This window comes from Pectobacterium cacticida (genome assembly GCF_036885195.1).
Classification (GTDB): domain Bacteria; phylum Pseudomonadota; class Gammaproteobacteria; order Enterobacterales; family Enterobacteriaceae; genus Pectobacterium; species Pectobacterium cacticida.
On sequence record NZ_CP133656.1, the window covers coordinates 2,850,887 to 2,862,374 of the forward strand.

Genomic DNA, 11,488 nt, shown 5'->3' on the forward strand with positions numbered 1-11,488 from the left:
TTATCTATCTGGTGGACGGTAGGCACCCTTTCTTTCGGCGTCATTCCAGGTGTTATGAGCGAAAATATTTGCTAATAAGCAATGCAATCATAACCAGTTGAATGAGCAACGCCCAATATTAAGCATTTATTATGCCAACTTTTAAGAAATAAAATAATCACATGATTATTAAGAAATTTTAGTCATGTTCTTACCGCGTAATCTCTCTTCAACAGGATTAGCCACGGCTATACGCGAAAAAGAGAGGACTTTTGTCGCTAAAAGCAGACAGCTTTACGAGAATGGAACATCATTAAGTAAAATCAATATGTTAAGTGTCTCTTATTGGAGACATTAAAAACCCACTACGTCGCGAAAAAACGACAAATTGAAAAATGCCCCAAAAAAAGGAGCCGAAGCTCCTTTTTGTAATGCACCTTAACTCAACCCAGTTGTCGACGCGCATTGCGGAACATACGCATCCATGGGCCATCTTCACCCCATTCTTCAGGATGCCAGGAATGGCTCACGGTACGAAATACGCGCTCAGGATGCGGCATCATAATCGTCACACGCCCGTTGGTGCTGGTGACGGCCGTAATCCCGTTTGGCGATCCATTTGGATTCGCCGGATAGTTTTCGGTTATCTGACCATAGTGGCTGATATAACGAAGTGCGACCAACCCCTGTTCTTCAAGCGCAGCTAAATGCGCATCATCGCGGACCTCAACCCGGCCCTCGCCATGCGAAACCACGATAGGCATGTGCGACCCCGCCATATCGTTCATAAACAATGACGGGCTTTTCTCCACTTCGACCAAACTGAAACGCGCCTCAAAACGATCGGATTTGTTACGCACGAAACGCGGCCAGAGATCGGCGCCCGGTATCAGCTCACGCAAATTCGACATCATCTGGCAACCGTTACATACCCCTAATGCCAACGTCTGAGGACGCAGGAAGAATTCAGCAAATTCATCTCGTACGCGGGCATTAAACAGAATGGATTTAGCCCATCCTTCACCCGCACCGAGCACATCACCATAAGAGAAGCCGCCACAGGCCACTAGCGCCTGGAAATCCTGCAAGTTACGGCGGTTTTCCAGCAGATCACTCATGTGAATATCAATGGCGTCAAAGCCCGCACGGTGGAATGCCGCCGCCATTTCTACGTGGGAGTTAACGCCCTGCTCACGCAGGACGGCCACTTTTGGCCGACTATTTTTGGCTATATAAGGCGCGGCAACATCTTCCTGTGGATCGAAGGTCAGCGATACGTTCAGGCCGGGGTCATTATCATCCTGTCTGGCGATATGTTCCTGATCGGCACACTGCGGGTTATCACGCAGACGCTGCATCTGCCAGCTGGTTTCCCCCCACCAACGACGTAGCGTTGACCGGCTTTCCTGATAGACGGCTTCAGCCCCTTTGTTGATAGTGAAACGCGAACCTTCTTCAGCGTAACCGAGATAATGTACACAGTCTGCTAAACCATGCAGCGCCAGAATCGCTTCCACTTCGGCACGGCGCTCAGCCGTAATCTGGATCACGGCACCCAGCTCTTCATTAAACAGCGTCGCCAGCGTATCTTCACCTTGAGATGCGATATCGACGGTAACGCCGCAATGGCCGGCAAAAGCCATTTCTGCCAGCGTGACCAGCAGGCCGCCGTCTGAACGGTCATGGTAGGCCAGAAGCGCCTTGGCGGCGACCAACTCCTGCATCGCATTAAAGAACCCCGCCAACTGTTCTGGGCTACGCACATCTGCCGTCTTGCGCCCTAATTGACGATAGACCTGCGCCAGCGCCGTTGCACCCAGCGCTTTATTTCCCGCGCCCAGGTCGATCAATAGCAGCGCATTATCTTGCCCGGTACGCAATTGCGGTGTGACCGTGTTACGCACATCTTCCACCCGGGCAAAGGCAGAAATCACCAACGACAGCGGCGAGGTGACACTGCGATCTTCGCCGTCTTCCTGCCAACGGGTTTTCATCGACATGGAGTCTTTCCCTACCGGGATCGTCAAACCCAGCGCCGGACACAACTCCTCGCCCACCGCTTTCACCGCATCGTACAGCCCGGCATCTTCACCTGGGTGCCCGGCCGCCGCCATCCAGTTCGCTGACAGCTTCACGCGAGTTAGCGGACCAATGTGCGTCGCGGCAATATTCGTCAGCGCCTCGCCCACGGCCAGCCGGGCGGAGGCCGCAAAATTACGCAATGCGACTGGCGCACGTTCGCCGATAGACATCGCCTCGCCGTAATAGCTGTCGAGGCTAGCGGTGGTCACCGCGCAGTCGGCCACCGGCACCTGCCACGGCCCAACCATTTGATCGCGCGCCACCATGCCGGTAACCGAACGGTCGCCAATCGTGATCAGGAAGGTTTTTTCGGCGACCACAGGCAGGTGCAGCACGCGCTCGACTGCCTCTGCCAGATAGATATCGTCGCGTTGTAACGGCGTCCCCTCAACCTGCTTACGTTCAACGTCACGCAGCATCTTCGGCGTTTTACCCAGCAGCACATCCAGCGGTAGATCGATGGGCTTATTGTTGAAGTGGCGATCGTTCATCGTCAGATGCAGTTCTTCCGTCGCTTCCCCAATCACCGCGTAAGGCGCGCGTTCACGGCGGCAAATGTCATCAAACAGAGCCAGTTGTTCTGGCGCCACGGCCAGAACGTAACGTTCCTGCGATTCGTTACACCAGACCTCGAGCGGGCTCATGCCCGGTTCGTCATTCAGAATGTCGCGTAGTTCAAAACGCCCACCGCGGCCACCGTCGCTCACCAGTTCCGGCATGGCATTCGACAAACCGCCCGCGCCGACATCGTGAATAAACAAAATCGGGTTGGCTTCACCCAACTGCCAACAACGGTCAATCACTTCCTGACAACGTCGCTCCATTTCCGGGTTATCGCGCTGTACCGAGGCAAAATCCAGATCCGCATCGGACTGACCGGATGCCATAGACGAAGCTGCGCCGCCGCCTAATCCGATATTCATCGACGGGCCGCCCAACACAATCAGTTTCGCCCCAACGCTGATTTCACCTTTTTTGACGTGATCGGCACGAATATTACCGATGCCGCCCGCCAGCATGATCGGCTTATGGTAGCCACGCAGTTCTATACCATTGTGGCTATCGACACGCTCTTCATAAGTCCGAAAATAGCCGGTCAGTGCGGGACGGCCAAATTCGTTGTTGAACGCCGCGCCGCCCAGTGGACCATCAGTCATGATATCCAGCGCAGAGACAATCCGATCGGGTTTACCGAATTCTTCTTCCCATGGCTGAATAAAGCCAGGAATGCGCAGGTTCGATACAGAAAAGCCCACCAAACCGGCTTTCGGTTTAGAGCCACGCCCCGTCGCGCCTTCATCACGAATTTCACCACCGGATCCCGTTGCCGCACCCGGCCACGGCGAAATAGCGGTTGGATGGTTATGCGTTTCAACCTTCATCAGAATATGCGCGTCTTCCTGATGGTAGGCATAGTGCCCATCGGCATTGGTATAAAAACGCCCCACGGTGGAACCTTCCATCACCGCCGCATTGTCTTTATACGCAGAGAGAACGTGATCGGGCGTATGTTCAAACGTATTCTTGATCATTTTAAACAGCGATTTTGGCTGCGTTACGCCATCAATCACCCAATCCGCATTAAAAATTTTGTGGCGACAGTGCTCAGAATTCGCCTGTGCGAACATATACAGTTCGATATCGTTGGGATTACGCCCCAGTTTGGTGAAAGCGTCGAGCAGATAATCAATTTCATCATCCGCCAGTGCCAGCCCGAGACGCAGGTTGGCCTCTTCCAGCGCCTGACGGCCCTGCTGCAGAATGTCGATGCAGGTAAGTGGCGTGGGTTGATGCTGAGAGAACAGCGCCTCAGCCTGACTCATCTCACTAAATACGCTTTCCATCATGCGGTCATGCAGCAGTGCCCCTAGCTGCTGCCACTGTTCTTCACATAGCGTTGGCGCATGAATATAGAAAGCCAGACCGCGCTCCAGACGCAGCACTTTGCTTAATCCACAGTTATGGGCAATATCGGTGGCTTTGGAAGACCACGGAGAAATCGTACCGGGACGCGGCGTGACCAATATCAGACGCCCTTGCGGTTCGTGTTCAACGAGAGAGGGGCCATACTTCAATAAACGCGTCAGTTTCGCCTGTTCATCATTGGTCAGCGGGGCGCTAACATCGGCGAAATGGACGTATTCAGCATAGATATCGCTGACGGGCAAAACATGCTCTTTACAGCGGGCCAGCAGTTTATTAATACGGAATGCCGATAAAGCAGGTGAACCACGCAGTATTTCCATAATTTCAAGTTCTCTCGTCTTCGATACAGTAGCTGCGATACAGCCATAGGGCGCAACAGGGGTGGGAACGCGCACATTATAGAGAATCCTTCCCACGGACGAAACCGTTTGCGCGGCGTTAATTTCATTTCGCATGCGGTGGATGGTGAATCGGTGAGCAAATCAATAAAAGTTGCACACTGGCGGTTTGTTAAGCAAAATGCCTCAACTCTGGGAAATGATACATAAAAAACTGCCGTTACAGACAGCCTGGCCGCCCGGCCACCGAGAGATAACTATTTGAAACCTTTAAAATTAAATTATTTTTTCATCGGGATTATCACGTTACTACTGGCGTTGGCGCTATGGCCTAATATTCCCTGGCGCAGCAATCAGGATGTCCACCTCAGGCAGATCCTCTCACGCGGTGAGTTGCGTATCAGCACGGTAAACTCACCGCTAACGTACACAATAAGTAATGGGTCCCCGACCGGACTGGATTATGAACTGGCTAAACGTTTCGCTGATTATCTCGGCGTCAAGCTGGTGGTGTCGTCGCGTAAAAATCTTGACGAATTGTTCGACGATCTGGATAGCGACGAGGCAGACTTGCTCGCCGCCGGATTGATTTATAATCATGAGCGTATGGGGCGCTTCCGCGCTGGCCCGACCTACTATTCCATTTCGCAACAGATAGTCTACCGCCTCGGCGCGCCGCGCCCGAAAACGCTGGATAACCTGCAAGGTCGACTCGTTGTCACTTCAGGTTCCGCTCATGCGGCGACCTTGCGCGATCTTAAAGCCAAGAAATATCCGCAATTAATGTGGGAATCGGCCTCCGATCAGAGCACGCAGGAACTACTGAAACACGTTGCCGATGGCAAACTGGATTACACGCTGGGCGATTCGGTCACCATTGGCTTGATGCAGCGTATTCATCCGCAGCTTGCCGTCGCCTTCGATCTTAGTGATGAAGAACCGGTGACCTGGTATATGCGTCGTTCACACGATGACAGCTTATCAGCGGCGCTGTTAGATTTCTTCAGCCAAATTGTCGAAGACGGTACGCTTGCGCGCTTGGAGGAGAAATATCTCGGCCACGTCGGTGAATTTGACTATGTCGATACCACGACGTTCCTGAAAGCCATTGATGAAACGCTGCCGGATCTGCGCCCATTGTTTAAAAAATACGCCATCGACATCGACTGGAAGTTGCTGGCCGCCATCTCTTATCAGGAATCACACTGGAACCCGTTAGCGACCTCACCGACCGGCGTGCGTGGACTCATGATGCTCACCCGCAATACCGCTGAAAGTCTGAATGTGACCGATCGCATCGACCCGGAGCAAAGCATTCGCGGCGGGGCGCAATACCTCATGCATATGATGCAAAAGATGCCGGACACCATCCCGGATGATGAGAAAATTTGGTTTGCGTTGGCGTCCTATAATATGGGGTACGCGCATCTGCTTGATGCGCGTAAATTGACCGAAAAACAAAAAGGGAACCCCGACAGTTGGGCGGATGTCAAAATGCGGCTGCCCATGCTAAGCCAAAAGCGTTATTACACCCAAACCACTTATGGCTACGCGCGCGGACACGAAGCTTATGATTATGTGGAAAACATCCGACGTTATTGGGTGAGTCTGGAAGGTTATCTGAAAGAAAAAGACGCCAAAGCACAACAGCAGAACCACATTGCGCAAGGCTATCCGGCCGTCCCGTTCCCCGATCTGCCAGAATAAACCGCTTCGCTTTACGCTCTCGCCGTCAACCTCAGTGGCTAACGCTATCGCCGTGCTGCTTCTTTCTCAGCCGCGCGACGCGCTTTATGCTGTTCTCGGCGCAGACGAAAAAACGTGCTCAACATCTCAGCGCATTCCCCCGCCAGAATGCCGGATTCAATCGCAACCTGATGATTCATACCGGGATGGCGTAAGATGTCTACCAACGAACCCGCCGCGCCCGTTTTCTCATCCGACGCGCCGTATACCAGACGGCTGATACGACTATGTATCATTGCGCCTGCGCACATAATGCACGGTTCCAGCGTGACATACAGCGTCGTCTCCAGCAGACGGTAATTTTGTAGCACCGCCCCCCCTTGTCGTAGCGCCATAATCTCAGCATGTGCGGTTGGATCGTGATGGCCTATTGGCCGGTTCCACCCCTCACCAATAACCTCATCCCCCAGCACCAACACCGCGCCAACCGGCACTTCGCCTTCATCTTGGGCACGCCGAGCCAGCGCCAATGCATAGCGCATCCAGTATTCATCGTTATGCAGGCTACTCACACACCCTCGCTTCATTATCGCTGTTTTATTTGGCGGCGCATTATACCGCGATGGCGCAATCACTCCAGTTGTTGCAAGCGGCCTTCGGGGGTTACTCGCCAGCGGTGTTGGCAGAAATAGAGCAGTGGGTTGTCCTGTTTGCTGTCGCTATACCCGCTGTAGAGTTTAAGCGGCGTGCCCAGACGTTGTTCCATCTGTACGACTTTTTCACGCCCCAGACAGCGTAGCGTCAATACCCAACCGCCATAGCGGCGTGTGATTTGGCTCCCCATCAAACGCACACATGGCAGAAAAGACGAATCATGGTAAACCTGTTCCACCAGACGCTGCGGCGAACCTGTCACCAGCCAGACCTGCGTATCGCTATCAGCCAAATAGGTTGCCAGCCGCTGCTGAACCTGCGGGAACGGAATGACAGCGTGGCGAAATGCGTCAACGAACTGTTTTTCTAGCTGAACCAGCTTGTCTTCGTCGTGCCCGAAAGTGATCGCCCACAGCAGCCAACTCATCGGCGCGCGGGCAGCTCGACCGCGCAGCAATAATCCGAGTCCAATCACCGGCAATAGCGGGATAACAAGAACAACGTTTAGCGGTAATCGTCGCAATAAAAACCGTAAAAAACTGCCAAACAGGTCTTGTCGATGCAACGTGCCATCTAAATCAAAAAAAACAATGCGCCGTTCTCGCTTGTCACCCAAAACGTTTCTCCCGCCGTAGACATGGACAAATTTAACCGCTAATCAGCGCCTCTCGCAGGTAGCCGTGGTGCTGTTGCAGGCGTTCACGCGCCGTCGCTGCGTCAATATTAGCCAACAGCATCAGAATTGCCGACTTTACATCATTATCCGCCTGCGCCAGCGCCCATTCCGCCCTGTCACGCGCAACCCCCGTCGCTTCAACAACGATACGACACGCACGATCCAGCAGCTTCACATTGGTCGCCTTCACATCCACCATGAGATTCTGGTACACCTTGCCCAACTTCACCATGACGCCGGTAGAGATCATATTCAGGACAAGTTTTTGCGCCGTCCCCGACTTCAGCCGCGTCGAACCGGTTAACGCTTCGGGGCCGACCACGGGAGAAATCGCCACCTGCGCCACCTGAGCGATAGGTGAATCCGGGTTGCAGGAAATTGCCGCCGTGCGGCACCCGATATCACGCGCGTAGCGCAATGCGCCGATCACATACGGCGTCCGACCTGAGGCCGCCAGACCAATCACCATATCCGCCGCCGTTAACCCCAGCGCGTGCAAATCAGACGCGCCCAACGCGGGATCATCTTCCGCCCCCTCAACGGCCTTCAGCAACGCGCCCGGCCCACCGGCAATCAGGCCGATGATCAACCCGTGCGGCACACCAAACGTCGGCGGACACTCTGAGGCGTCCAGCACGCCCAGGCGACCGCTGGTCCCCGCGCCGACATAAATAAGCCGCCCGCCCGCTTTCATCGCCGCCGTCGCTACGTCGACCGCCTCAGCAATCGCGGGTAAAACCTGCGCGATTGCTTCAGGCACTTTCCGATCTTCTCGATTAAAGACCTGCATCATTTCCAGTGTAGTCAACTGATCCAATGTCATCGTTGCCGGATTTCTTTTTTCGGAAACCAGTTTCCATAAATTCAAGGTATCTTTATTCGTCTCGTCGGTATTCATTGTGCTACCCCATGCTCGGTGCTAACGCGTCGACGCGCCGCCGATAAACCGCTTTTTCACTACTATACTGCTTTTGGGCACCATGAAAGTAAGCTATTCTGCATCATATTCACGCATCACCTGCTTAGCAGAGCCAACAGAGAAAACTCAGTGCAACGCGTCGGGTTGAGCCTCTCCCGTTATAGGATCGTCATCGTTAGCTGTCTGCTGTTACTGCTGACGGCTTCTCTGCACGCGGAATGGGATTTTATTACCATCAATCAACGCAGCGATCGGCTTTATGGCCCGGCCACGCCGGAAGCACATCGTCGGATAGCGGAATGGCAGACGCTATTAAGCCGTTCCCGTCAGCAGCAGGAGAAGACGCAACTACGCAGCGTGAACCAGTTTTTCAATGACCGTATGGCGTTTCGCGATGATATCATCGTGTGGAATCAGGAAGATTATTGGGCAACGCCAATTGAATCACTGCGCAAAGGAGCCGGAGACTGTGAAGACTACGCGCTCGCCAAGTATTTCACGCTGCGTCATTTAGGCGTGCCTGCGGATAAATTACGTATTACCTATGTTAAAGCGCTGCGACTCAACAAAGCGCATATGGTGCTGACCTATTATTCTACGCCGACCGCTATTCCGCTGGTGCTGGATAATTTGACTGACAAGATCCAACCCGCGACGGCGCGGAAAGATCTGGTGCCGGTCTACGCGTTTAATGGCGGTGGACTTTGGTTGCCTGGCGCCAGCGGCGGCAACAAACGCGTGAGTGACAGTAAACGGCTTTCACGCTGGCAGGATGTCTTAATCAAAATGCGAGCCGAAGGGTTCGCCATTGAGGAGTAAAGGTTAGGCTATGTCTCTCTATAAGCAATTACTGATAGCCATCTGCGTGTTTGTGCTGATTATTTTCACCGGAAGTTTTGTCGTCAGTCTGGAGAATTCGCGCGAACAGTATAATAACCAGCTTCACGCCCATGCGCAGGATGCCGCCACCGCGCTGGGGCTCTCCCTAACGCCAAATATTGACGATCCGGCGATGGTGGAACTGATGGTCAGTTCGATTTTCGACAGCGGCTATTATTCCAGCATTCGCGTGCGGGATATCAGCACCGGCAACGTGCTGCTGGAACGCACCGCGTCGCCGGATATTCCTGACGTACCGGGCTGGTTTGTCCGGCTGGTTAAGCTACAACCCGGCGCAGGCGAAGCCATCGTCATGCGCGGTTGGGAACAGGCCGCCAGAGTCGATGTCGTCAGCCATCCGATGTTTGCGATAACCCGACTTTGGCGCAGCAGTACGGCGACGTTCCTCTGGCTACTGGGCTGCGGCGCGCTGGGCGTGATCATCGGCGCGTGGCTCCTGCGCCGCCAACTACGCCCGCTCGATTATATTGTCGAACAATCATTAGCGATTACCCGACGTGAGTTCCTTAGCCAGCCCGCCCTTCCCGCCACACCGGAATTCCGCCGCGTGGTGCAGGCCATGAATCTGATGGTCAGCCAGCTTAAGACGCTGTTCGCAGAAGAGGCGGAACGCAGTGAACGTTTACGCCAGGATGCCTATCAGGATCCGCAAACCGGTTTGCTCAACCGTCGCGCGTTCGATATGCAGCTCAGCGATAAATTAGCCGATGAAGAAACCGCGCCCGGCTTCCTCATCCTGATCCGTGTACAGGATCTGGCCGGTATGAACCAGCGTCTGGGCGGTCAACGTACCGACGCGCTGTTAGCCGCCGTCGGGCATATCCTGCGTAAAGCGCAAACCCAACATACCGATGCGAAAAGCCTGCTGGCACGTATTCGCGGCGGGGAATTTGCCCTCTTCTGCCCTGGGCTGGTTGATAAAGAAGCCAACGCGCTGGCGAACGAACTGCGGCGTAACCTCGAAACGTTACACCTGACCGGAGAAACCGACGTTTCTCCGGTTGCGCAGTTGGGAATGGTGCCTTTCCACCCCGGCGATAGCGCGCAATCTCTGTTTAGTCAGGGCGATCAGGCGCTGACACAAGCCGAAAGCCATAGCGATACCGCCGCGCCTTTCGCCCCGTCGCCTGATCATGACGAATCGCGCGACAACGACCGTCACCGCTGGTTTAGCCTGCTCGATCCATTACTTGAACAACGGCGCTTGCTGCTTTTCTTACAACCCGTCGTAGCATGTAGCGCTCCCCATCACATACTGCATCATAAAGTCCTGGCGCGTATTCAGGATGAACAAGGGAACCTTATCGCCGCGGGTCGCTTCCTGCCGTGGATTCAACGCTTTGGCTGGGACACGCGGCTGGATCAAGCCATGCTGCATGAGGTACTCACCTATCTGCGTCAGCACGAGGGCAAGCTGGCACTGAGCTTGTCTGGCGCGACCGTTCAGGATCTACAGCAACTGGCCGATCTTCTGGCGCCGCTAAAATCACAGCCCGAGATTGCCAACCGTCTGATTCTGGAGCTGGACGAGAATCAATTGCCGGAGAGCACCCAACTGGATGCGCTAGTCAAGCTATTAAATGCGCATGGCTGTGCGCTGGGGATTCAACATTTCGGCGGACGCTTTAGCCTCATCGGCAACCTGTCTCAATGGGGGCTGGCGTACCTGAAAGTCGATGGTAGTTACATCCGTAATATCGATCGTGAAGACGATAAAAAGATGTTTATCGAAGCGCTATATCGTGCTACGAACAGCATCGCTCTGCCGCTCATTGCCGAACGCGTTGAAACCGAAGGGGAATTGACAGTACTACAGGAGATGGGGTTACAGGGTGCCATGGGTCGGTTGCTAGGCGAACCGCAACCGGCGACACGCGCCTGAAGCGTAGCCACCATCAAGCAACATGTTTAGCTTGGCTGTCGCGGCTGCCTCATTGGCCGTCGCGGCATAGCAGAAAAGTACCGCATGGGTCACCAAGACCATGGGCAAAAATAGCTGCCGTTACAGCATCGTCTCTTCATCATCGCCAATCAGCTTATTTAACCCCCCATTTAGCGCCTCACGCGCCTGAGCACGCCCCATCAGTTTGAGTTGCGCCGCGGGCGGGAAATCAGTGATCGTAATCAAGCCTTTGTGCATCAGTACCTGAATCAAATCCTCAAGGACGCGAACCATCTCCAGATCGCTCTGGCGTAGTTGCTGAAGCCCTTGTTGCCATGCTATTGCTTCTGGAGAATCCAGCGGCAGCTCTTCGGTCATCTCAGGAAAAGGCGTTTCTTCCGCCCGAATCAAACGACCCTCGCTGTTACGTTGAATGTACAACATCG

At 54.2% G+C, this 11,488-nt stretch carries 8 protein-coding genes; 3 read left to right on the forward strand and 5 right to left on the reverse strand.

The features are described from left to right. Window positions 1–422: 422 nt before the first annotated feature. Window positions 423–4,307 carry a phosphoribosylformylglycinamidine synthase gene (purL, locus tag RFN81_RS13155; protein ID WP_264496259.1) on the reverse strand — a complete coding sequence of 1,295 codons (3,885 nt, stop codon included), beginning with the start codon at window positions 4,305–4,307 and terminating at the stop codon, window positions 423–425. 279 nt (window positions 4,308–4,586) lie between these two features. Between purL and mltF the strand changes: the two genes are divergently transcribed. Next, window positions 4,587–6,032 carry a membrane-bound lytic murein transglycosylase MltF gene (gene mltF / locus RFN81_RS13160; protein WP_264496260.1) on the forward strand — a complete coding sequence of 482 codons (1,446 nt, stop codon included), beginning with the start codon at window positions 4,587–4,589 and terminating at the stop codon, window positions 6,030–6,032. 44 nt (window positions 6,033–6,076) lie between these two features. Here the strand turns inward: mltF and tadA are convergent, their stop codons facing one another. Genes tadA through murQ form a run of 3 tightly spaced genes read right to left on the reverse strand, consistent with a single transcriptional unit; the run spans window position 6,077 to window position 8,209 of the window. Next, the gene (gene tadA, locus RFN81_RS13165; RefSeq protein WP_264496261.1) at window positions 6,077–6,598 is read right to left on the reverse strand and encodes a tRNA adenosine(34) deaminase TadA; all 522 of its coding nucleotides are present in this window, start codon (window positions 6,596–6,598) and stop codon (window positions 6,077–6,079) included. Between the two features lie 44 nt (window positions 6,599–6,642). Continuing rightward, window positions 6,643–7,281 (reverse strand): phosphatidylglycerophosphatase C, encoded by a 639-nt coding sequence (gene yfhb, locus RFN81_RS13170; RefSeq protein ID WP_264496262.1) that lies wholly within the window; start codon window positions 7,279–7,281, stop codon window positions 6,643–6,645. Window positions 7,282–7,312: 31 nt separating this feature from the next. Then, window positions 7,313–8,209 carry an N-acetylmuramic acid 6-phosphate etherase gene (gene murQ / locus RFN81_RS13175; protein WP_264498975.1) on the reverse strand — a complete coding sequence of 299 codons (897 nt, stop codon included), beginning with the start codon at window positions 8,207–8,209 and terminating at the stop codon, window positions 7,313–7,315. A gap of 180 nt (window positions 8,210–8,389) precedes the next feature. Between murQ and lapG the strand changes: the two genes are divergently transcribed. Both lapG and lapD read left to right on the forward strand, forming a co-directional pair. Continuing rightward, window positions 8,390–9,079 carry a cysteine protease LapG gene (gene lapG, locus RFN81_RS13180; protein WP_264496263.1) on the forward strand — a complete coding sequence of 230 codons (690 nt, stop codon included), beginning with the start codon at window positions 8,390–8,392 and terminating at the stop codon, window positions 9,077–9,079. A 10-nt stretch (window positions 9,080–9,089) separates the two neighbouring features. Beyond that, the gene (gene lapD / locus RFN81_RS13185) at window positions 9,090–11,042 is read left to right on the forward strand and encodes a cyclic di-GMP receptor LapD (protein ID WP_264496264.1); all 1,953 of its coding nucleotides are present in this window, start codon (window positions 9,090–9,092) and stop codon (window positions 11,040–11,042) included. Window positions 11,043–11,162: 120 nt separating this feature from the next. Here lapD and RFN81_RS13190 read toward each other — a convergent pair whose 3' ends face one another. Continuing rightward, entirely contained in the window at window positions 11,163–11,486 is a 324-nt protein-coding gene (locus RFN81_RS13190; RefSeq protein WP_264496265.1) for a tryptophan synthase subunit beta, read from the reverse strand. Between the last annotated feature and the right edge of the window lie 2 nt (window positions 11,487–11,488).